23 protein-coding genes are annotated in these 20,368 nt (G+C 61.5%); 12 read left to right on the top strand and 11 right to left on the bottom strand.

The annotated features are described in order from the left end of the window. Positions 1-88 precede the first annotated feature (88 nt). The 4 genes from fdxA (at position 89) to ACLQ8T_RS11075 (ending at position 3,674) form a co-directional block, all read left to right on the top strand. Positions 89-412: a ferredoxin gene (gene fdxA, locus ACLQ8T_RS11090; protein ID WP_013349521.1), complete on the top strand. Its 324-nt coding sequence runs from the start codon at positions 89-91 to the stop codon at positions 410-412. Positions 413-424: 12 nt separating this feature from the next. Beyond that, a complete protein-coding gene (dapC, locus tag ACLQ8T_RS11085; RefSeq protein ID WP_413454658.1) occupies positions 425-1,540 on the top strand; it encodes a succinyldiaminopimelate transaminase in 1,116 nt (371 codons plus the stop codon). 98 nt (positions 1,541-1,638) lie between these two features. Next, positions 1,639-2,925, top strand: a complete 1,287-nt coding sequence (locus ACLQ8T_RS11080; protein WP_038990615.1) for a citrate synthase — start codon at positions 1,639-1,641, stop codon at positions 2,923-2,925. A gap of 140 nt (positions 2,926-3,065) precedes the next feature. Continuing rightward, positions 3,066-3,674 carry a hypothetical protein gene (locus tag ACLQ8T_RS11075; protein WP_413454657.1) on the top strand — a complete coding sequence of 203 codons (609 nt, stop codon included), beginning with the start codon at positions 3,066-3,068 and terminating at the stop codon, positions 3,672-3,674. A gap of 76 nt (positions 3,675-3,750) precedes the next feature. Here the strand turns inward: ACLQ8T_RS11075 and dapD are convergent, their stop codons facing one another. After that, positions 3,751-4,704: a 2,3,4,5-tetrahydropyridine-2,6-dicarboxylate N-succinyltransferase gene (gene dapD, locus ACLQ8T_RS11070; RefSeq protein WP_141356690.1), complete on the bottom strand. Its 954-nt coding sequence runs from the start codon at positions 4,702-4,704 to the stop codon at positions 3,751-3,753. A gap of 133 nt (positions 4,705-4,837) precedes the next feature. Here dapD and dapE point away from each other — a divergent pair, with 133 nt between their 5' ends. Next, on the top strand, positions 4,838-5,863 hold the full coding sequence (dapE, locus tag ACLQ8T_RS11065; protein ID WP_413456403.1) for a succinyl-diaminopimelate desuccinylase: 1,026 nt from the start codon (positions 4,838-4,840) through the stop codon (positions 5,861-5,863). 96 nt (positions 5,864-5,959) lie between these two features. On the opposite strand, the gene ACLQ8T_RS11060 is transcribed toward dapE, so the two are convergent. The 4 genes from ACLQ8T_RS11060 to ACLQ8T_RS11045 form a co-directional block, all read right to left on the bottom strand. After that, a complete protein-coding gene (locus ACLQ8T_RS11060; protein ID WP_413454656.1) occupies positions 5,960-6,871 on the bottom strand; it encodes an amino acid ABC transporter permease in 912 nt (303 codons plus the stop codon). Continuing rightward, complete coding sequence (locus ACLQ8T_RS11055; protein ID WP_038990609.1) at positions 6,868-7,545, bottom strand: amino acid ABC transporter permease; 678 nt, start codon at positions 7,543-7,545, stop codon at positions 6,868-6,870. The genes ACLQ8T_RS11060 and ACLQ8T_RS11055 overlap by 4 nt, the downstream gene beginning before the upstream one ends. Positions 7,546-7,685: 140 nt before the next feature. Next, positions 7,686-8,516, bottom strand: coding sequence for a glutamate ABC transporter substrate-binding protein (locus ACLQ8T_RS11050; protein ID WP_204722530.1), 831 nt, complete (start codon positions 8,514-8,516; stop codon positions 7,686-7,688). A gap of 31 nt (positions 8,517-8,547) precedes the next feature. Continuing rightward, positions 8,548-9,279, bottom strand: a complete 732-nt coding sequence (locus tag ACLQ8T_RS11045) for an ATP-binding cassette domain-containing protein (RefSeq protein ID WP_204723291.1) — start codon at positions 9,277-9,279, stop codon at positions 8,548-8,550. 177 nt (positions 9,280-9,456) lie between these two features. Here ACLQ8T_RS11045 and ACLQ8T_RS11040 point away from each other — a divergent pair, with 177 nt between their 5' ends. From ACLQ8T_RS11040 to ACLQ8T_RS11030, 3 genes are all read left to right on the top strand, one after another. Further along, positions 9,457-10,242 (top strand): TIGR00730 family Rossman fold protein, encoded by a 786-nt coding sequence (locus tag ACLQ8T_RS11040; protein WP_204722529.1) that lies wholly within the window; start codon positions 9,457-9,459, stop codon positions 10,240-10,242. 3 nt (positions 10,243-10,245) lie between these two features. Continuing rightward, on the top strand, positions 10,246-10,590 hold the full coding sequence (locus ACLQ8T_RS11035; RefSeq protein ID WP_413454655.1) for a DivIVA domain-containing protein: 345 nt from the start codon (positions 10,246-10,248) through the stop codon (positions 10,588-10,590). A gap of 123 nt (positions 10,591-10,713) precedes the next feature. Next, entirely contained in the window at positions 10,714-10,881 is a 168-nt protein-coding gene (locus tag ACLQ8T_RS11030; RefSeq protein ID WP_013349509.1) for a DUF3117 domain-containing protein, read from the top strand. A gap of 95 nt (positions 10,882-10,976) precedes the next feature. Here ACLQ8T_RS11030 and ACLQ8T_RS11025 read toward each other — a convergent pair whose 3' ends face one another. Next, a complete protein-coding gene (locus ACLQ8T_RS11025) occupies positions 10,977-11,642 on the bottom strand; it encodes an O-methyltransferase (protein ID WP_413454654.1) in 666 nt (221 codons plus the stop codon). A 138-nt stretch (positions 11,643-11,780) separates the two neighbouring features. On the opposite strand from ACLQ8T_RS11025, the gene sigE reads away from it, so the two are divergent. Then, complete coding sequence (gene sigE / locus ACLQ8T_RS11020; protein WP_038990605.1) at positions 11,781-12,398, top strand: RNA polymerase sigma factor SigE; 618 nt, start codon at positions 11,781-11,783, stop codon at positions 12,396-12,398. Positions 12,399-12,475: 77 nt separating this feature from the next. Next, complete coding sequence (locus tag ACLQ8T_RS11015; protein ID WP_204722526.1) at positions 12,476-12,877, top strand: sec-independent translocase; 402 nt, start codon at positions 12,476-12,478, stop codon at positions 12,875-12,877. Positions 12,878-12,891: 14 nt separating this feature from the next. On the opposite strand, the gene ACLQ8T_RS11010 is transcribed toward ACLQ8T_RS11015, so the two are convergent. The 3 genes from ACLQ8T_RS11010 to ACLQ8T_RS11000 are packed head-to-tail and all read right to left on the bottom strand — an operon-like array spanning position 12,892 to position 15,900. Next, on the bottom strand, positions 12,892-13,995 hold the full coding sequence (locus tag ACLQ8T_RS11010; protein ID WP_413454653.1) for an Mrp/NBP35 family ATP-binding protein: 1,104 nt from the start codon (positions 13,993-13,995) through the stop codon (positions 12,892-12,894). Between the two features lie 3 nt (positions 13,996-13,998). Beyond that, positions 13,999-14,607 carry a DUF1003 domain-containing protein gene (locus ACLQ8T_RS11005; protein ID WP_128469965.1) on the bottom strand — a complete coding sequence of 203 codons (609 nt, stop codon included), beginning with the start codon at positions 14,605-14,607 and terminating at the stop codon, positions 13,999-14,001. Between the two features lie 42 nt (positions 14,608-14,649). Further along, positions 14,650-15,900 (bottom strand): magnesium transporter MgtE N-terminal domain-containing protein, encoded by a 1,251-nt coding sequence (locus tag ACLQ8T_RS11000; protein WP_413454652.1) that lies wholly within the window; start codon positions 15,898-15,900, stop codon positions 14,650-14,652. 174 nt (positions 15,901-16,074) lie between these two features. On the opposite strand from ACLQ8T_RS11000, the gene ACLQ8T_RS10995 reads away from it, so the two are divergent. Then, positions 16,075-16,893: a general stress protein gene (locus tag ACLQ8T_RS10995; protein ID WP_413454651.1), complete on the top strand. Its 819-nt coding sequence runs from the start codon at positions 16,075-16,077 to the stop codon at positions 16,891-16,893. Positions 16,894-16,979: 86 nt separating this feature from the next. Here the strand turns inward: ACLQ8T_RS10995 and ACLQ8T_RS10990 are convergent, their stop codons facing one another. Then, a complete protein-coding gene (locus ACLQ8T_RS10990) occupies positions 16,980-18,527 on the bottom strand; it encodes an aminopeptidase P family protein (RefSeq protein ID WP_413454650.1) in 1,548 nt (515 codons plus the stop codon). A 65-nt stretch (positions 18,528-18,592) separates the two neighbouring features. On the opposite strand from ACLQ8T_RS10990, the gene ACLQ8T_RS10985 reads away from it, so the two are divergent. Next, a complete protein-coding gene (locus tag ACLQ8T_RS10985) occupies positions 18,593-19,438 on the top strand; it encodes a PHP domain-containing protein (protein ID WP_204722521.1) in 846 nt (281 codons plus the stop codon). Here ACLQ8T_RS10985 and ACLQ8T_RS10980 read toward each other — a convergent pair. After that, positions 19,423-20,307, bottom strand: a complete 885-nt coding sequence (locus tag ACLQ8T_RS10980; protein ID WP_413456402.1) for a DNA-methyltransferase — start codon at positions 20,305-20,307, stop codon at positions 19,423-19,425. The genes ACLQ8T_RS10985 and ACLQ8T_RS10980 overlap by 16 nt on opposite strands. Between the last annotated feature and the right edge of the window lie 61 nt (positions 20,308-20,368).

Genomic DNA, 20,368 nt, shown 5'->3' with positions numbered 1-20,368 from the left:
GTTTGAGCTGGTAAAGGATTCAAAGAGCATCTGCTGAAACCACTAGCTCTGTTGAAACCACCCAGTGCAAGGAAAGGTCTCGGTCCTCGTGACTTACATCATCGCTCAGCCGTGCGTAGACGTGAAAGACAAGGCGTGCGTCGAAGAGTGCCCGGTAGATTGTATCTATGAAGGTGAGCGCTCGCTCTACATTCATCCGGATGAATGTGTTGACTGCGGCGCCTGCGAACCTGTCTGCCCCGTCGAAGCCATCTACTACGAAGATGATGTGCCGGACGAGTGGGCCGACTATTACAAGGCAAACGTCGACTTTTTCGACGAACTTGGATCCCCGGGCGGCGCCGCTAAAATTGGTAACACCGGCACTGACCACCCACTGATCAGCGCCTTGCCACCTCAGAACCAAGGCTAGGTTTTCACTTTCATGCTTGAACTCCCCGATTACCCCTGGAACCAGCTTGCCCCGTATCGCGAGCAGGCGTCCGCATATCCGGGGGGAGTCGTGGACCTGTCGATCGGCACGCCCATCGACAGCACGCCGCAGGTCATCCAGCAGGCGCTGGCCGACGCTGCCAACTCGCACGGCTACCCGACCACGCACGGGACCATTGAGGTCCGCCAAGCCATCGTCGACTGGTTCGCCCGCCGACGCAACGTCACCGGATTGAGCACCGATGATGTCATGCCGACGGTTGGCTCCAAGGAAATGGTGGCGTGGCTGCCGTTGTTCCTGGGCCTGGGCGCAGGCGATATCGTGGTCCGTCCCGAAATCGCCTACCCGACCTACGACATCGGTGCCCAGCTGGTCGGCGCGACCCCAATCGCCACTGACGACCTCTCGGAATTGACTGCTGAGCAGCGCGAGCGAGTGAAGCTGATCTGGGTCAACTCGCCTGGCAACCCGACCGGAAAGGTCCGTGATACCGCCCAGCTGGCAGGCATCGTGGCCCAGGCCCGTGAAATGGGTGCCGTCGTCGCCTCCGACGAGTGCTACGCGGAACTGGGGTGGGATGAATACGAGGGGCAGGTGCTCAGCATTCTGGACCCGGCGGTTAACGGTGGAAACCTCGATGACCTGTTCGCGCTGTATTCGCTGTCTAAGCAGTCCAACCTCGCCGGATACCGCGCCGCCTTCGTTGCTGGTGCTCCCAATCTGATGCCGTCTCTGGTCAATAGCCGCAAGCATGCTGGCATGATCGTTCCCGGTCCAATCCAGCACGCCATGGTGGTGGCCCTGAATGACGACGAGCATGTCGCGGCGCAGCGCGAGCTGTACCGGGCACGCCGTGACATGCTGCGGCCGGCGCTGGAGAATTTCGGCCTGGCCATCGAGGATTCGGTGGCGGGCCTGTACCTGTGGTGCACCGCTGGGCGTCCGAGCTTTGAAACCATCGGGGCGCTGGCGGAACTGGGCATCGTGGCCGGTCCCGGGGCCTTCTACGGCACCGCCGGGGAACGCCACGTGCGCGTGGCTCTGACTGCATCAGACGAACGGATCGCGGCTGCCGTTGAACGGTTGAATTCTTCCGCCAATCGGTGAAGATGACGCCCTAATTAGCTTGAATGGGTCAAATCGCGGTATGTTCTACGGTGACGACTGACCTTTCGGAACTACACGCTTTCCGGTTAGGAGATGCAATGACAGATACTACGTCTGCACAGCTACACTTTGGAGAATCCAGCCTCGAGCTGCCGGTAATTCAGGCAGCAGAGGGCAACGACGGATTCGGCGTAGCCCCACTTTTGAAGACCACCGGGAACGTGACTTACGATCCCGGCTTCATGAATACCGCGGCCACCAAATCCGCGATTACCTACATCGACGGCGACGCAGGCATCCTGCGCTATCGCGGGTACCCCATCGAGCAGCTGGCCGAGAAGTCCAGCTTCATCGAGGTCACCTACCTGCTGATCTACGGCGAACTGCCAACTGCCGACCAGCTGGCCGAGTTCGACAACTCGCTGCGCCGCCATACCCTGCTGCACGAAGAGCTCAAGGGCTTCTTCGGCGGCTTCCCTCGCGACGCGCACCCGATGCCGGTGCTGTCCTCGGCTGTTTCGGCCCTGTCAACCTGGTACCAGGATTCGCTGGATCCGAAGGATGACGCACAGGTTGAGCGTTCGACCCTGCGCCTGCTGGCAAAGCTGCCGGTCTTGGCCGCGTACGCGCATAAGAAGTCCATTGGCCAGGCACTGCTGTACCCGGACAACTCGATGAACATGGTCGAGAACTTCCTGCGCTTGTGCTTCGGCACCGCTGCCGAGCCGTACATCGTGGATCCAGACGTGGTCAAGGCCCTTGACCTGCTGCTGATCCTGCACGCTGACCACGAGCAGAACTGCTCGACCTCCACCGTGCGCCTGGTTGGCTCCTCGGAAGCCAACATGTTCGCTTCGGTTTCGGCAGGCATCCACGCGCTGTCCGGCCCGGCCCACGGCGGCGCCAACGAAGCCGTGCTGAAGATGCTGCGTGAAATCCAGTCTTCGGGCATGACCCCTGAAGAGTTCATGACCAAGGTCAAGAACAAGGAAGATGGCGTACGCCTGATGGGCTTCGGCCACCGCGTGTACAAGAACTACGATCCACGCGCCAAGATCATCAAGAAGACCGCTCACGACCTGCTGGCAAAGCAGGGCAAGAACGAGCTGCTTGATATCGCGATGAAGCTGGAAGAAACTGCACTGAACGATGAATACTTCATCTCGCGCAAGCTCTACCCGAACGTGGACTTCTACACCGGCCTGATCTACACCGCCATGGGCTTCCCGGAAAAGATGTTCACCGTGCTGTTCGCCATCGGCCGCCTGCCAGGCTGGATCGCGCAGTGGCGTGAAATGATCAAGGACCCCGAGCTGAAGATCGGCCGCCCGCGCCAGCTGTACATGGGTGAAACCGCTCGCAACTACCCGGGCTACCAGGCCTAGGCTAGCTGCCGGATTCCTGCGGCAGGACCTGTCTTCCCACGATAGTGGGGGACAGGTCCTTCCCTGTTTTAAGCGGTATTTCGGGAGTATCCTTTGAGGCAGAGGAAACGACAAGTGTGCCGAAGGATCAGGTGGTATGCATGTACTTACGTCGTGGAAATAATTGGTCGCTGACCATAAATACCAATCAGAATATGCTGATGGCGTTGTACCTGCGCGAACTCTCAGGCGTCCACCCCGCGGAGGCCGGACCCAATAGCCGGCTGGCTTCCAAAATCAAGAACCGCAACACGATTGACGACTCGCACGGACAGTTCAAGCAGGAATGGAGTTCCTGGTGGGATTCGCTGACCGCGGTGGCGCCAGCCAGCGAACCGGAAGCCAGTGATGCACTGATCAAGCGGCTGGAAGACGAGGGCTACCCGGCCCTAGCCCGGCTGGCCCGGGCCCACTATGGGCAGGCCACGGTATTCGCCCAGCAGCATGCCCATGACTTTGCAGAAAACAGCGGCAAGTACGTGCCGCACCGCATGGATGAGCTGGAGAGGATACTGATAGACCACGGCGTGGAACACGATATGCAAGCCACTCGGCAGGAGATCCACCTCGTTGACGTGCCCTTGGACGAGCCCAGAGCATGGCTGACCGGCAGGGCCACCATTGTGGCCAGCACGTCGCTGCTGCGCGACTCCAAGGCCTTCCACGGCTTCATCCAGCCGATGGTGACCATCATCTTTCCCGGCGGATAACCAAGGTGGAAAGTACCGGGCAACAAAAAACTGGCAGACCACTTTCGTGGTCTGCCAGTCCGCTTGCAAGGGAGAACTAGTTGGCGTGCAGTGCGCTGTTCAGCTCAACGGTCTGGCCTGCGCGCGGCAGGGCCTCAACAGCGCCGGTGATTGAATTGCGGCGGAAGAGCAGGTTTGGCACGCCGGAAAGCTCCAGTGCCTTGACCTGCTTCTCGCCCAGCACCACACGGGTGCCGGCGGTGACGTACAGGCCAGCTTCGACCACCGAGTCATCGCCGATCGAGATGCCCACACCGGCGTTGGCCCCCAGCAGCACGCGTTCGCCGATGACAATGCGTTCCTTGCCGCCACCGGACAAGGTGCCCATGATCGATGCGCCGCCTCCAACGTCCGAGCCATCGCCGACGACGACCGATGCCGAAATGCGGCCTTCCACCATGGAGGTGCCCAAGGTGCCGGCATTGAAATTGACGAACCCTTCGTGCATGACGGTGGTGCCCGAGGCCAGGTGGGCGCCGAGGCGCACACGTCCAGCGTCGGCAATGCGCACGCCGGCCGGAACCACATAGTCGACCATGCGCGGGAACTTGTCCACGCCGTACACGGTGACCGCACCACGAGCGCGCAACTTCAACCGGGTCGTTTCGAAGCCCTCGACCTGGCAAGGACCGAAATTCGTCCATACGACGTTTGCCAGATGGCCGAAGATGCCGTCGAGGTTGATGCTGTTCGGCTGGACCAGGCGGTGCGATAGCAGGTGCAGGCGCAGCCACACATCGGCGGTGTCAGCCGGAGCTACATCAAGATTAATGGTCAGTGAAACTACCTTCTGGGTGGTGCCACGGGCTGCATCATCCTGCGCGGCGGCAGAGAGTTCACCGGAGAGCTCTTCAGCTTGGGCGAGTTCGCCCAAGACGGGAGCCGGGTACCAAACATCAAGGATCGTTCCATCGGATGCGACCGTTGCAAGGCCATGCGCTGAGGCTAAACGGACAGATGATTCGCTGGATGTTACAGATTCTGAAGTCATACACCGATCGTATCTTTGCTGACCGGAGTAGCGTTGATAAATGACAAAAAAGTGAAGCTAGAGACTCAGGACGTAGCCAGCCGTGAACGAATTGGACCTGCAACAAGACGTTGCCCTGCTCACCGAGCAGGTCATGAACATTGAATCCGTTTCCGGCAATGAACAAGAGCTGGCCGACAAGGTGCACCACGCGCTGCAGCAGCTGGCGCATCTTGAGGTCCATCGGGACCAGGACGCCATCGTGGCGCGCACCAGCTTTGGCCGCGAACGCCGCGTCGTGCTGGCCGGGCATCTGGACACCGTGCCGTTGCCGCGCACCGAGGGCGCCAAGGGCACCGTCCCCGCACAGGTCATCGGCGGGGTGCTCTATGGCCGCGGTGCGACGGACATGAAAGGCGGGGTTGCCGTGCAGCTTGCCCTGGCGGCAGAGCTGACCAACGCCAAATACGATGTCACCTACGTCTTCTACGACCATGAGGAAGTTGAAGCGGCCAAATCCGGATTGGGCCGGCTGGCCAAGAACAGCCCGGAACTGCTGGAAGCCGACTTCGCGATCCTGCTGGAACCGACCAACGGCACCGTCGAAGGCGGGTGCAACGGAACCAGCCGCTTCGTCATCCGCACCCGCGGCAAGGCGGCCCATTCGGGACGCGCATGGATGGGGCATAACGCGATCCACGACGCGGGGGAGATCCTGCAGCGGCTGGCTGCCTACCAGCCCCAGACCATCACCGTCGAAGGCCTGGACTACCGCGAGGGAATGAACGCAGTCCGCATTGCCGGCGGCATCGCGGGCAACGTGATTCCGGATTACTGCGAGGTGGAAGTGAACTACCGATTCGCCCCGGACAAGACGCTGGCCGAGGCTGAGGCCGTTGTCCGCGAGCTTTTCGCTGGCTTCGATATCGAGCGCACCGATGGCGCCGATGGAGCCAAACCGGGATTGGACCAGCAGATTGCCGCGGACCTGATCAAGGTGCTGGGCCAGGAACCCAAGCCGAAGTACGGCTGGACCGACGTGTCGCGCTTCTCGGCCTTGGGAGTTTCGGCAGTGAACTTCGGCCCAGGAGATGCGCTGCTAGCACACAGCGATGATGAGCATGTACCGCAGCAGGCCATCCGTGATTGCCTGCAGAGCCTGCGCGCGTGGCTGCGCTAGCGATGCCCTGTCACTGAGCAATTGTCGTGGCAAGAAAAAATCTCCGTACCGTGTGGCTGATGCCCAAGCGGTACGGAGATTTTTCTGTTGCGTTGGCTAGGCCTTGGGATCCTCGCGATCCTGGCCCGCTTGTGTGCCCATATCCGCGGGGGCTCCAACCACTGCCGCCGCCGGGTTGGCGGCTGCAGTCTTGTCCTTCTTCACCCGGCTGCTCAAGCGGCGCGAGACGATCACTGCCAGCTTGCTCAGGGTGAAGTTGATGATGATGAAGATCGCCGCCGCCACGATCAGAGCCTGCAGCACATTGCCGTTCGGCGAGGAGTAGGTGCGGGCGAAGAACAGCAGCTCGTTGAAGCTGATGATGTAGCCCAGGGCCGAGTCCTTCAAGATCACCACGAACTGGCCGATCAGCGCTGGCAGCATGGCCACCAGTGCCTGCGGAATCTCGATGTAGCGCAAGGACTTGCCGCGGGTCAGGCCGATCGCGATACCGGCTTCGCGTTGGCCCTTGGGCAGATTGTGCACGCCGGAACGGACCAGCTCCGCAACGACCGAGCCGTTGTAGAAGATCAGTGCCGCGACCACGGCCCACATCGCGGTATCTCCTGGCAGCTGCAATGAGCGGGAGAAGAAGACGTTGAAGAACACGATCATCAGCAGCACTGGAACCGCACGGAAGAATTCGACAATCACGGTGGATACACCGTTGATCAGCTTGTTCTGCGCCAGGCGGCCAACACCGAAGATCAGGCCGAATATCACCGAACCGACGATGCCGAAGATGGCGGCCTTGACGGTGTTCCACAGGCCTGGAAGCAGGTAGTTCTTCCACGTGCTTGACTCGATGAAGTCATCCCACTGGGAAGCCTGCATCTGGTCCTTGGCGGCAAGACCCAAAATGATCCAGGCCACGATGCCCAAGGCAATCAGGGCACCGATGATGTTGACAGCCAGGATGCGGCGCCGGGCCTTGGGCCCGGGAGTATCGAAAAGAATCGAGGCGCTCATCGTGCCACCGCCAGTTTCTTCGAAGCCCAAGTGGTCAGCAGACCAACCGGAATAACGATGATCACGAAGCCCACCGCGAAGGTCAAGAAGATCGGGATGACGATATCGGCACGGAACTCGATCATGGTCTTCATGACCGAGGAGGATTCGGTGGCTACCGAACCGACCGCCGCGACCGTGGAGTTCTTGATCAAGGCGATCAGGGTGTTGCCCAGCGGCACGATCGCTCCGCGGAAGGCCTGCGGCAAGATCACCATCCGTGCTGCGGGCAAGAAGCTCAAACCGATGGCCCGGGCAGCTTCCGCCTGTCCCAGTGGAACCGTGTTCACGCCGGAACGGATCGCTTCGCACACGAACGCCGCGTGGTAGACCGCAAGGCCAAGGACGGCCAAGCGGAAGAAGTTGTTCTGGAAGTCTGAGCTGAGCACGAATCCGAGCTGGCCATAGAGAGCCAGCACGCAGAACAGGATGATGATGGTCAGCGGCGTATTGCGGATCAAGTTGACGTAGCTGGTGCCAATGGCCTGGAAGCTCCCTACGGGGGAGATGCGCAGCAGGGCCAGAATAGTGCCCAAAACGAGGGCGCCAATGGCAGCCCAGAACGTTAGCTGGATATTGACCCAGAAAGCTCCGGGAATGTCGTACTCAGTGAATATGGATAAATAGTTCTCCACTGCAAGCCTCTGTCTCGATGGCCGGAAGACCGGCCAAGTGGCTATGGGTCCGATACCTGCTTCAGCCGGTTACCGGAGTAACGCAGATTGCAGATGGGGGCCAAACACGCAGCGTTTGGCCCCCATTGCATCAGATGCTGCTAGGCGCAGGACTCCGAAAGGGTTGGCGGGTTGGTCTCAGCGTTTGGCTTGTAGCCGGTGCCTTCGGTGTTCTTGTCCAGGGCCTTCTGCCATTCGCCGGACTCGATCATCTTGGTGATCGCCGCATTGATGTCGGCGCACTTGTCGGTGCCATCAGGCAGCCCCACGCCGTAGTTCTCTTCCGAGAACGGCGCGCCAACTACTTTGAACTTGCCCTTGTAGGCTGGCTGCGCAGCCAGGCCCGCGAGGATGATGTCATCGGTGGTCACCGCGTCAATGGTGCCGCCGCTCATCTGGGTGGTGCACTCTGCGTAGCCCGGAAGCTCCTGCAGGTTGGTGTTCTGGGCGAAGTTGTCCTTGACCTTCTGGGCCGAGGTGGAACCGGTGACCGAGCAGAGGTTCTTGCCGTCAAGATCTTCCGGGCCGGCAATGTCCGAGTCGGCCGGAACCAGCAGGTCCTGGCCGGCAACGAAGTATGGACCGGCGAAGTCGACGACCTTGTTGCGCTCATCGGTGATCGAGTAGGTTGCGAAGATCATGTCGACCTGGTCGTTCTGCAGCATGGTCTCGCGGTTGGCCGAAGGGGCCGAAACGAATTCGATCTGATCCTCGGTGTAGCCCAATTCGTTGGCTACGTACTTGGCGACGTCCACATCGAAACCGGTGTAGTTATCGCCGTCCTTGAAGCCGAGGCCTGGCTGGTCGAACTTGATGCCGATGCGGATCTTGTCGCCGTCGGCTTCGCTATCGCCGGAGCCGCCGCATGAAGTCAGGGCCAGGGCTGCGACGGCGGCCATTGCGGCTACGGTACCGAAACGAGTCTTGCGCATTGTTCCTCCTAGTGGATGCGTGATGATGAAATCAGTGGTTGGTGATCAGCTTGCCAAGGAAGTCCTTGGCACGGTCGGATTTGGGATTGGTGAAGAAATCTTCCGGTGAAGCCTGCTCGACGATCTGGCCGTCGGCCATGAAGATCACGCGATCCGCGGCCTTCCGCGCGAAGCCCATCTCGTGGGTGACCACGAGCATGGTCATGCCTTCCCTCGCCAGTCCGACCATGGTGTCCAGGACCTCGTTGATCATTTCCGGGTCCAGGGCGCTGGTCGGTTCGTCGAAGAGCATGACCTTCGGCTTCATGGCCAGTGCGCGGGCGATCGCCACGCGCTGCTGCTGGCCGCCGGAAAGCTGTGCCGGCAGCTTGCCGGCCTGGTTGGCCACGCCGACCCGCTCCAGCAACTGCATTGCCAAGTTCTTCGCTTCGTCTTTCTTCATGCCCTTGACCTTGATCGGTCCGAGGGTCACGTTTTCCAAGATCGACTTGTGGGCGAAGAGGTTGAACGACTGGAAGACCATGCCGACATCTGCACGCAGATTGGCCAGCGCCTTTCCTTCTTCGGGAAGGGTCTTGCCGTCAATCTTGATGGTGCCTTCATCGATGGTTTCAAGCCGGTTGATGGCGCGGCACAACGTCGACTTGCCCGAGCCGGAAGGACCGAGGATCACAACAACCTCGCCCTTGGTGACTTCGAGATTGATGTCATTGAGCACATGCAACGCACCGTAGTGCTTATTGACCCCAGTCAGCTGGACGATAGGGCCGGCAGAAGAAGCCTGAGCCTGATGATCGCTGTTCATGTTGTAGACATTACTTGATGTGACGCCGGCTACGCGAGTCTTCGGCCACGTCACACCGAGTTGTTATCAAACTGTTCTTCAATCAGCGGTAGGTCACATCCATGGATGGGCAGAACTAACCGATAGAGTGAAGGCATGGTTCATCAGCGTAAGAGTGAAGAAAATGCCCGCCTCGGGCAAAAGCGCCACATCGAAGCGAGCTGGCCAGGGAAACAGCCGGAAGATCAGCTTGACCACTATCTCCTGGACAGTCCGCAGGCCGACGTCACGCACACCGATGTGTGGCGAGTGCTGCGGATCCAATCGGAATTCGTCAGCGGCTTTGGAACCATGGCCGATACCGGACCCGCCATCGCAGTTTTCGGTTCGGCGCGCACCGACCGGAACAGCCCTTACTACGCGATGGCCGAGCGTGTCGGCAGCCGGCTGGCCGAGGAAGGCATCACCACGATCACCGGTGGCGGCCCTGGTGCAATGGAAGCCGCCAACAAGGGTGCCGCGGAGAAGGACGGGGTCTCGGTGGGCCTGGGAATTGAGCTTCCCTTCGAGACCGGACTGAATGCCTCGGTGAACAAGGGCCTGAACTTCCGCTACTTCTTCGTGCGCAAAACGATGTTCGTGAAGTACTCGCAGGGCTTCATTGTGCTGCCTGGCGGTTTCGGCACCCTTGATGAACTCTTCGAAGCGCTGACCCTTGTGCAGACCAAGAAGATCACCAGCTTCCCGATCGTGCTTGTGGGCAGCGAGTACTGGGGAGGCTTGGTCGACTGGATGGCCAGCACGCTCGTTGCCGAAGGCACCATATCGCCGGCTGATATGGATCTGTTCACGATCACGGATGATCCTGATGAAGCGGTGGATCTGGTGCTGCGCGCACATCAGGAAAACCAGAAGGTCGGCAACTTGGCGAAGGGGCAGTAACCGATGCCAACGCTCCTGATTGCCATTGCGGTATTGCTGGTCGGCGCGGTCGCGCTGCTGTTCTCCAGCCAGCGGAAGAACGTGCCAGCCGGCCGCCACTTCGAATCCACTGGGGAGGCCATCACCGGATTGGTCGAGCACCAGGCATCGCTGCCACCGGTGCTGCTGCCCAAGAATCCGCGCGCCGAGGACGTGGACAAGGTCCGCTTCTCCCTGGGCTTGCGCGGCTACCGTTGCGACCAGGTCGATGATGTGCTCGATGTCCTGGCGGCCGAAATCACCAACCTTGAGAATACGATTCGTGATCTGGAGTCACGGCGTGTGATTAGCGACACGAACGAAAATTAGTAATAATAAGAGATAAGTGTCCCAACTCAGCCGGGATTCCTTGCTGAGGATGGACTAGGCATTCGGTTGCATGCGCGGCACGCGCCAACGCATGTGTTAGCCACAGACGAAGGGAACAGCTTAATGGCTGCTATGAAGCCACGCACCGGTGACGGGCCAATGGAAGTCGCTAAGGAAGGGCGCAGCCTCATCTTGCGCCTGCCAATCGACGGAGGCGGACGACTGGTGGTCGAGTTGAACAACGACGAGGCAACCGAATTGCGCGAGTGCCTGCTCAAGGTCACCGAGTAGGGTTGCTCAAGTTCCAGCTTGGCCGCACGAGGTGTTCGTGCGGCAATTGAGGACCGGCAGAAATGTCGGTCCTTCGTTTTGCCCGAAAATGGCTCCTAGCGCCACGTGGCCGGCTTGGCCGGAAGGACAGTAGCTACGAACAATCCCTGCTCGGTTGGGACAAGGTGCGTTTGCAGCCGCGGATCCTCGCGCATCATGCGCAGTGCATCGCGGGTCGTGACGGTGGACTGCCGACGCACTGCCGGCTTGGCCAGGCGGTGCTCGTCGAAGGCATGGTTCACGATGATCACGCCGCCGGTTCCCACCAGCCGCTTGGCTTCCGCTACATATTCGAGCAGCAGTTCGGCGCCGGCATCGATGAGCACCAGGTCGTAGGCGTGGTCCGCCAAGCGCGAGAGCACGTTCTCCGCACGCTCATTGATGATCCGGGCGCGGGCTGACGGGATTGACGAGTCGCGCAGGCCCTGCCGCATCGCATTGGCGTGTTCCAGATCCGGTTCGATCGCGGTCAACGTCATGGCGCTGCCCATGGCTTCCAGCATTGCCAAGGACGCGACACCCACGCCGGAACCGATTTCCACGACGTTGCGCGGCTGGCGCAGGGTGCATAGCAGCTGCAGCATGGAGCGGCCCGCCGGGTCAATGCACCGCACGCCCAGGTCTTCCGCGCGCTCGCGAACCGCGGCGACATGCTCCGGCTCGTTGACGTGGGTCTGGGCGTAGGTCCAGCTCGCAAAGAGTTCTGGATTCATCGAAGGCATCTGCGGTGGTCCTCAAGAGTTGAATTGGCGTGGCCAGTACCAATCGTACCTACGCCGTTACCCGAAATCGTTGAACTTGCAGGTTCTCGCGCAGAGGATTCTTAGCTTCAGCTCAGCTTCCCATTTCATACTTGGAGTGTGAACAATGCACGAAGTGAATCTGTTTCTGCTGCTGCGACTGGCGAAACCGCGACCCCGACCTGGGACCAGATGGTCCAGGAGCATGGGCAGCGGGTTTTCCGTTTGGCCTACCGGTTGACTGGCAACCGCCAGGATGCCGAGGACCTTTCCCAAGAGGCATTTGTTCGCGCGTTCAAGGCACTGGAGAACTACACTCCGGGAACCATGGGCGGGTGGCTGCACCGCATCACCACGAATCTATTCCTGGATCAGGCGCGGCGCAAGAGCAAGATCCGCTTCGATCGTTTCGCCGAGGGAAGCGAAGACCGGATGCCCGGTACCGCTGTGACCCCGGAACGCTATTTCGAATTCAACAACCTGGATGTCGACGTGCAAGAGGCCTTGCGCGCCCTGTCCCCGGAGTTCCGTGCGGCAATCGTCCTGTGCGACATGGAAGGCTTTTCCTACGAGGAAGTCTCACGCATATTGGACGTGAAGCTAGGTACGGTGCGCTCGCGGATCCACCGTGGCCGTGCCATGCTGCGAGACGCGCTTGCTCACCGCAATCCGGCGAATCGCCCAGCCAAGACCATGTCGTTGCCACGCATCCCGCGAGGCTTGCGCGCAGCCAGCTAACCCCGTTCACCGGGTGTTCACCGTTGGCATGGCGCGGTGACTTCGTTAGTGGCTCTGGAACAAGGTAATCTTCTTACGTGGATCTTTTTGGTATTAATGGTGGCGAGTTTGTCGTTCTCGCCGTGCTTGCGGTCGTTATTCTGGGCCCCGAAAAGCTTCCCGAGTACGCCAAAAAGCTAGCGAATCTGGTCAAAGAAGTGCGGCGCATGGCCAATGGGGCCAAGGAGCAGCTGCGCGAGGAAGTCGGCGACGAAGTTGCCGATATCGACTGGAAGAAGCTGGACCCGCGCCAGTATGATCCTCGTCGAATCATCAAGGAAGCGCTTATCGATGAATTCGATGATGCCGTGAATGTTGCCAAGAGCACCCCCGCCAAGACGGTGGCACCGGCTCCGGTACGTACCGCGGTTCCTTCCATCACCACGCAGCAGCAGCTGGGCGCCAACGAACCGGCTCCGTTCGACTCCGAAGCAACTTAGGCCTGCAACCCATTTTAGAACGTCATTGGCAACGATCGCCCGGCAAGTCCGCGCGGTCGTTGTTCCAGTTTTCCTGCAAGCTCCCGCATCGCCGTGGCGGCAGGAGCATCCGGGGTGCTGAGCACCACCGGCTGTCCTTGATCCGAGCCCACGCGTACGGATTCTTCCAATGGAATCTGGGCCAGCAGTTCCACCGGGTATCCCAGTTGCTGGCTCAGCGAGTCGCTGAGCTTGGCGCCGCCGCCGGAACCGAAGACCTCCATGCGCGTGCCGTCGGGCAGCTGCAGGAAGCTCATGTTCTCCACCACGCCGATCACCTTCTGCTTGGTCTGCAAGGCGATGGTGCCGGCGCGTTCGGCAACCTCTGTCGCAGTGGACTGCGGGGTGGTGATCACCAGGAGCTCGCTATTGGGCAGCAGCTGGGAAACTGAGATCGCCATGTCCCCGGTGCCCGGCGGCAGATCGAGGAACAGGTAGTCCAAGTCGCCGAAATAGACATCCGAAAGGAACTGTTCCAAGGCGCGGTGCAGCATCGGTCCACGCCAGATCACCGGCTGGTTGGAATCCAGGAACATGCCAATGGAAATGACCTTCACCCCGTGCGCTACCGGTGGCAAGATCATCTCATCCACCCGGGTGGGGTTCTGCGAGATTCCCATCAGCGAGGGAATGGAGAATCCGTGCACGTCGGCGTCGATCAGTCCGACCTTCAGCCCCTGGGCTGCCAGCTGGCAGGCGAGATTCGCGGTCAGCGACGACTTGCCCACTCCGCCCTTGCCGCTGGCCACCGCGATCACCCGGGTCAAGGAGGCAGGGTCGGAGAACGGCGTGCGGCGGCTGGCCAGGGACTCGCGCAACGCTGCCCGCTGGTGCGGATCCATGACACCCAGCTCCACCTCGACGTGCTGCACGCCGTCCACGGCCAGCAGGGCCGCTGTGGCGTCCTGCTCGATGGTGGAGCGCATCGGGCAACCGGCGATGGTCAGCAAGATCTTCACGGTGGCCGTGCCATCGGCCAATTCAGCGGATTCCACCATGCCCAGTTCGGTGATGGGCCGGCGGAGCTCCGGGTCGTTGACCTGTGCGAGGGCGGCGAGGAGTTCTGGGGTGTTGCTCAATGCTCAGTTGTTCTTCCGGTGCTGGCTCTGCTGGGGCTTGACGGTTTCGATCATTCCGGTTTGCGGCTGGGAGTTCTTGTTGCCGCCCTTTTTCTTGGCACGCAGGTGCAGTTCTTCGCCGTCGGCGGTTTCCAGCAGTTCTTCTAGGACATTGCGCAATTCCGAACGGACGTAGTCGCGGGTGGCGACATCGCGCAGGGCCAGACGCAGGGAAGCCAGCTCGCGGGTCAGGTACTCGGTGTCGTACAGGTTGCGTTCTGCCCGGGCACGGTCCTCTGACAGTGAGACGCGGTCGCGGTCATCCTGGCGGTTCTGTGCCAGCAGCAGCAGCGGAGCCGCGTAGGAAGCCTGCAGGGAAAGCATCAGCGTCAGCGCGGTGAAGCCGATGGTGGCATCGTCGAAACGCCAATTGATCGGCGCGACCGAATTCCAGATCAGCCAGAAGGCGCAGAATACCGTCATGTACAGCAGGAACTGGGGAGTGCCCATGAAGCGGGCGAACTTCTCCGTGGCCGAACCGAAGAGGTCGGGGTTCGGGGAGAACCTCGGCCAGAAGCGTTGCCGTGCTGCAAGCGGGGTATCCAGGCCGTTACTCTTGCGCTGCTCAGCCATAGCTGGAACTCCTTTGCTGCTGGTGGGTAGTTGGGGCGTTGGCTAGTCCTGGGAACGCCAGTCATCCGGAAGGATGTGGTCCAGCACGTCATCCACGGTGATGGCGCCGACCAGCCGGCCCTCCTTGTTGGTCACGCCGACGCTGGTGAGGTTGTAGGTGGCCAAATGGCGAACCACTTCGGTAATATTGGCCAGATCCGACATCGGTTCCAGCTCGGTATCTAGGATATCGCCCAACGGTTCCGGGGGAGCGGCACGCAGCAGCGCCTGGATGTGAACTTGGCCCAAGTAGCGTCCGGTGGGGGTCTCCAGAGGCGGGCGCACCACATACACGGTGGAAGCCAGCGCGGGGCTCAACTCCTCCAGACGCACCGACGCCAAAGCTTCCGCGACCGTGGATTCCGGGGTGAGGATGACCGGAACAGGGGTCATGATCGAACCGGCGGTGCCTTCAGGGTAGGCGAGCAGGCGGCGGACGTCCTTGGCCTCTTCCTCGTTCATCAGATCCAGCAGCTGGTGCTTGGTCTCTTCGCTGACTTCGGCCAGGAGGTCGGCCGCGTCATCCGGGTCCATTTCCTCAAGCACGTCCGCGGCGCGTTCCAGCCCCAGTGCGGAGAGAATTTCCACCTGCTCGCGGTCCGGGAGCTCCTGGAGCACGTCAGCCAGGCGCTCATCTTGCAGATGGGTGGCAATTTCCAGGCGGCGCTTCTCATTCATTTCGTGCAGGGCGTCGGCGAAGTCTGCGGGCTTCATCTCGTCGTGGGCTGCCACGAAGGTGTCAGCGGACTGCGGTTCGCTCTTCGAACCGTGGCTGACCTCGTCCCAGGAGACCAGTACCTTGTTGCGGCGGCGCGAACGCAGGCCCAGCAGATTGGCGGTCGGTTCGCCACGCTGGACATAGTATTCGTTGATTTCCCAGTCGCCTCGACGGGTCTGCGCAAGGCCGATATCCTCGATGACGCCGCGGCCGGACCCGTCAATGAAGGTGATGGTGCGGTCGAACATTTCGGCGGCCACCAGAATTTCCTGGCCGCGCTGCTGGAAGCGGCGCATGTTCACCAGGCCGTTGCAGATCACCTGGTTGGCTTCCATGGACTGTATGCGGGTCATCGGAACGAAGACCCGCCGCTTGCCGGGGACCTCAACGACCAGGCCCACGCAGGCGTCGGGTTTCTTGGGGCCGCGGGAGACCACCACGACATCGCGTAAACGGCCTAGGCGGTCGCCCAAGGGGTCAAAGACATCAAGCCCGAGCAGCCGGGCGACGAAGATTTTAGACACTTGTGCGCTCACCTTCCTAGACTATCGCGTTCACGGCCTGTTCCCGGTGTGCCAAGCCACAGGCGACGCCCTGTTTCTTTCACCCACAGCGATAGTTGCTTCACAACTATGCAGGCTCACAGTAAACCCGTGCACAATATAGATATGACCTCGCCTCATGGAGTAAATTCGATTAGCACCAGCGGCTTGCCGCGCGGAGAACTGCTTGGACGTTACACCAGCTATCTCGATGCCCAGAAGCTCGTGGATTACCTGGCCGATAATGATTTCCCGGTCGCTGCGGTAAGCATCGTCGGCAACGACGTGCGCACCGTGGAGCGGGTCACCGCGAAGCTGTCCTACCCGCGCGTGGCGCTGGCCGGTGCCGCCCAGGGCGGCATGATGGGCCTGTTCGTCGGCCTGCTGCTGACGCTCTTCGGCGGAGGCGGAAACGGGCTGTACCAGATTCTCTCGGCTATCGGCCTGGGCATGGCTATCTGGATGATCGCTGGCGTGATCAGCTATTCGACCCGTCGTGGCAAGCGCGATTTCGCGTCCTCCAGCCAGTTCGTGGCCACCAGCTTCGACGTAGTGGTTGATTTCGAGCATGCGCAGGCTGCCCGCACCCTGGCCTCCAAGCTGCCTATGCGCCCGCATCAGGCCCCGGCGCACCCAGCGGCGGCCCCGCAGCAGCAGGCGCCTGCCGCCCCCGCCACGCCTCCAGCACAGCCAGCCGCGGCAGCACCGGCCAGCGGTGCGCAGCCTGCAACCGGCGCGGAGCGCAGCTCGCAGTTCCCCGACCTGCCAGATGGCCGTCCGCGCTATGGCGTGCGAGTGAACGAGGCCAAGCCGGCAGCTCCAGCGGCACAGCCGGCCAAGGAGGACGCCCAAGCACCCGCATCCGAGGCCCCGGAAGCGCAGGACCTGTCGGAAGTCGAGCCGAAGGTCGATACCTCGCAACAACCGCAAGCCCAGGCCGAAGAGCCTGAGCAGGATCCAGCGTCCCGCAAGGATTTGGAAGGCTAGGGCGACCGCCGGGCACAAGCAAGGCCTGGGTGCAGTTACCACGGTAACTGCACCCAGGCCTTCGCCGTTTAACGCCGCCGAAGGATTCAGCCGCGCAGCTTAGCCATCCACGCTTCGACCTCGTCAGGCTTGCGCGGCAGGGCAACGCTCAGGTTCTCGGCGCCATCGGCGGTGACCAGAATGTCATCCTCGATACGCACGCCCAAGCCACGGTATTCTTCGGGGATCGCCAAATCCTCGTCCTTGAAATACAGGCCAGGTTCGATGGTGAAGACCATGCCTTCTTCCAGCTCGGCATCCAGGTACAGGTCGGCGCGAGCCTGCGCGCAGTCGTGCACGTCCAGGCCCAGATGGTGGCTGGTGCCGTGCGGCATCCAGCGGCGGTGATGCTGGCCTTCTGGATCCATTGCTTCTTCCACGGAGACCGGCAACAGGCCCCACTCGGACAGGCGCTCGGCCAGGACACGGGTAGCGATCTGGTGCAGGTCGCGGAACTTCAGCCCCGGCTTGGCCGCGGCGAACGTGGCATCTGCGGCATCCAGTACGGCCTGGTAGACCTTGCGCTGTACCTCGGTGTACTTGCCTGACACCGGCAGCGAACGGGTGATGTCCGCGGTGTACAGCGATTCGGCCTCGACACCGGCGTCCAGCAGCAGCACCTCGCCCGGCTTGACGGATCCGGTGTTGCGGATCCAGTGCAAGATGGTGGCGTTGTTGCCCGAGGCGGCGATGGTGTCATAGCCCAGCTCGTTGCCCTCAAGGCGGGCACGGGCGAAGAAGGCGCCTTCGACAACGCGTTCGCCGCGTTCGTGGGCGACGGCCTTGTCCAAGTTGCGCACCACATCTTCGAAACCGTTGATGGTTGCGGCAACCGACTTGCGCAGCTCCGCGATTTCGTATTCGTCCTTGATGAGGCGAAGCTCAGAAACGAACTCGGACAGCTCGGTATCCAGGGCGTCGCTGGCTTCCAAGTCCTGCCCGGTGTTGATGCGCGAGGTGTCCACCAGCGCCTCGATGTTCAGGTCGACTTCGCGCACCAGGCGGATGCGGATGCCGCCCAGGGCCTGCGGGCCGGAGTTCTTGGTGATCGCCATTTCCAGCTGTTCCAGCGAGTCGGTAGGCATCCCGGTGCGTGCCGACAGCGAGGAGAGGGTAGGGCGAGGGCCGACCCAGAATTCGCCGGACCGCGAGTTCAGGTAGAAGTCGGTGGTGTCGCGGCCGGCCATCGGCGCGAAGTACAGGGTGGAGACGTGGTTGGAGCCGTGCTCGCCTGCGCCGTCATCGGTTGGTTCCATGACCAGTACTGCGTCGGGCTCGTGGTCGACGCCCAGGCCGGTGAGGTGGGCGAAGGCTGAATGCGGGCGGAAGCGGTAGTCGGTGTCGTTGGAACGGACCTTGAGCGGGCCGGCCGGGATTACGATGCGTTCGCCTGTGAAGTTTTCCGAGAGCTTGGCACGACGGGCCGCCGCGTAGCTGGCAGCGGCATCCTGCTCTGGCAAGTCCGAGGTGTCCGGGGCCCACGAGGAGGCCATGAATTCCTGGAATGCCTTGGACGTTGGACGCTGGGAACGGTTGTTCACGCGGTCTTCCAACGGCTGATCAGTGCTTGGTGCAGTTGAATCTTGATTGGTCATGCTCCAAGTGTGTCACCATCAGCTGTATCCCAGCAAAGAATCAGCGCAGGGGATAACCTAGGCATATGCGAATTGACCTGCACACCCACTCCAATGTGTCCGACGGAACTGAAACTCCGTCCGAGCTGATGCGCGCAGCGTCGGCTGCCGGCCTGGATGTCGTGGCGTTGACAGATCATGACCAGACCAGCGGTTGGGACGAAGCCGCGGAGCAGGCGCGGAAGCTGGGACTGGGGTTCGTTCCGGGCATGGAAATCACCTGCCAGGATGCCCACGGTATCAGCGTGCACCTGCTCAGCTACCTGCACGACCCCACCTACCAGCCGCTGCTCGATGAGCTGAACCGCTCGCTGAACTCGCGGATCATCCGCGCCCGCCGCATTGTCGATCTGCTGGCCGAGGACTTTCCGATCAGCTGGGATCTGGTGGGGGAGCATTGCCTCCCGGGCTCCACCGTTGGCCGCCCGCATATTGCCGATGCGCTGGTGACCGCGGGGGTGGTGGAGAACCGCAACGAGGCGTTCGCCAACATCCTGTCCTCACGTTCGCGCTATTACGTGTCGCATCCAGCGGTGAATCCGGCCACTGCCGTGCAATTGGTTCGCGAAGCCGGCGGCGTTCCGGTGTTCGCGCACCCCAAGGCCTCGGCCCGGGGACGAGTGGTACCCGACTCGACCTTCTACGAGATGATCGATGCCGGTCTGGCCGGAGTGGAAGTGCACCACCGGGACAATACCGCCGAGGGGAAGGCCTGGATGCTTGAGCTGGCCGCCGAGCACCATCTGATCGTCACCGGATCCTCGGACTACCACGGGACCGGAAAGCTGAACCGGCTCGGTGAGAATCTCACCGAGCCGGGCATGCTGCAAAGGATTATCGACGAGGGGACTGGGACTCAGGCCTCGATATAAGTGGTGCCTTCAGGCAACCGGGCCTTCATCACCTCGATGGCTTCGACGTTCTGGTCAATCAGCACATACTGGCGTCCCAGCTTCGCCGCCACCGCACCGGTGGTGCCGGAGCCGGCGAAGAAGTCCAGCACCCAATCGCCGGGGCGCGAGGACGCGGCCACGATCCTGCGCAGCACGCCTTCGGGCTTCTGCGTCGGATAGCCGGTCTTTTCCTTGCCGGTAGGCGAGACGATGGTGTGCCACCAGACATCGGTCGGAAGCTTGCCCAGGGCACGCTTCTCCGGGGTCACCAGGCCGGGGGCCATATACGGTTCACGGTCCACCTCGGCCGAGTCGAAGTGGTATTTCTTGGGATCCTTCACATAGACCAGGATGGTGTCGTGCTTGGCCGGCCAGCGGCTCTTGGCACGAGCCCCATAGTCATACGCCCAGATCAGCTCGTTCAGGAAGCACTCCCGGCCGAAAATCCCGTCGAGCAGCACCTTCACATAATGCACCTCGCGGTAATCCAGATGCACGTAGAGCGTGCCGTCCTCGGCCAGCAGGCGGTGGGCCTCGCGCAGCCGCGGCTCGATGAAGCTGAGGTAGTCGTCAAAGGCATCGTGATACGACCGGGCGATCCCCAGCTCGGTGTTGTACTCGCGCCCCTTGAACCCGGTGCGGTCGCCTTCGCCTTCGGCAGCGCGGACCATGGTGCGCTGGGCACGGGTCTGCTTGCGTCCGGTGTTGAATGGCGGGTCCACGTAGATCAGGGTGAAGCTCTGATCGGGCAGGGTGCCGAGGATGGAGAGGTTGTCGCCGTGGTACACGGTATTTCCCGAGGCTGGAACGCCGTACGCGTGGGCGTCTGGTGTTCCAGTATCAGGCAAAGCTGGTTCTTCGGGTAGAGCGAGCACCGCTGGTGTAAGTTCCTTTCGGAAAAGTTGACTG

The organism is Glutamicibacter sp. FR1, from assembly GCF_047300825.1.
Lineage (GTDB): Bacteria > Actinomycetota > Actinomycetes > Actinomycetales > Micrococcaceae > Glutamicibacter > Glutamicibacter nicotianae.
Note: the sequence above shows the minus strand (reverse complement) of the source record. Positions and strands in the feature narration are given on the sequence as shown.

Excerpts from the sequence above, each read along its gene's own strand:
- dapC (WP_413454658.1), top strand. The coding sequence starts at position 425 with ATGCTTGAACTCCCCGATTACCCCTGGAACCAGCTTGCCCCGTATCGC.
- ACLQ8T_RS11080 (WP_038990615.1), top strand. The coding sequence starts at position 1,639 with ATGACAGATACTACGTCTGCACAGCTACACTTTGGAGAATCCAGCCTC.
- ACLQ8T_RS11075 (WP_413454657.1), top strand. The coding sequence starts at position 3,066 with ATGTACTTACGTCGTGGAAATAATTGGTCGCTGACCATAAATACCAAT.
- dapD (WP_141356690.1), bottom strand. The coding sequence starts at position 4,704 with ATGACTTCAGAATCTGTAACATCCAGCGAATCATCTGTCCGTTTAGCC.
- dapE (WP_413456403.1), top strand. The coding sequence starts at position 4,838 with ATGAACATTGAATCCGTTTCCGGCAATGAACAAGAGCTGGCCGACAAG.
- ACLQ8T_RS11060 (WP_413454656.1), bottom strand. The coding sequence starts at position 6,871 with ATGAGCGCCTCGATTCTTTTCGATACTCCCGGGCCCAAGGCCCGGCGC.
- ACLQ8T_RS11050 (WP_204722530.1), bottom strand. The coding sequence starts at position 8,516 with ATGCGCAAGACTCGTTTCGGTACCGTAGCCGCAATGGCCGCCGTCGCA.
- ACLQ8T_RS11040 (WP_204722529.1), top strand. The coding sequence starts at position 9,457 with ATGGTTCATCAGCGTAAGAGTGAAGAAAATGCCCGCCTCGGGCAAAAG.
- ACLQ8T_RS11035 (WP_413454655.1), top strand. The coding sequence starts at position 10,246 with ATGCCAACGCTCCTGATTGCCATTGCGGTATTGCTGGTCGGCGCGGTC.
- ACLQ8T_RS11030 (WP_013349509.1), top strand. The coding sequence starts at position 10,714 with ATGGCTGCTATGAAGCCACGCACCGGTGACGGGCCAATGGAAGTCGCT.
- ACLQ8T_RS11025 (WP_413454654.1), bottom strand. The coding sequence starts at position 11,642 with ATGCCTTCGATGAATCCAGAACTCTTTGCGAGCTGGACCTACGCCCAG.
- ACLQ8T_RS11005 (WP_128469965.1), bottom strand. The coding sequence starts at position 14,607 with ATGGCTGAGCAGCGCAAGAGTAACGGCCTGGATACCCCGCTTGCAGCA.
- ACLQ8T_RS10990 (WP_413454650.1), bottom strand. The coding sequence starts at position 18,527 with ATGACCAATCAAGATTCAACTGCACCAAGCACTGATCAGCCGTTGGAA.
- ACLQ8T_RS10985 (WP_204722521.1), top strand. The coding sequence starts at position 18,593 with ATGCGAATTGACCTGCACACCCACTCCAATGTGTCCGACGGAACTGAA.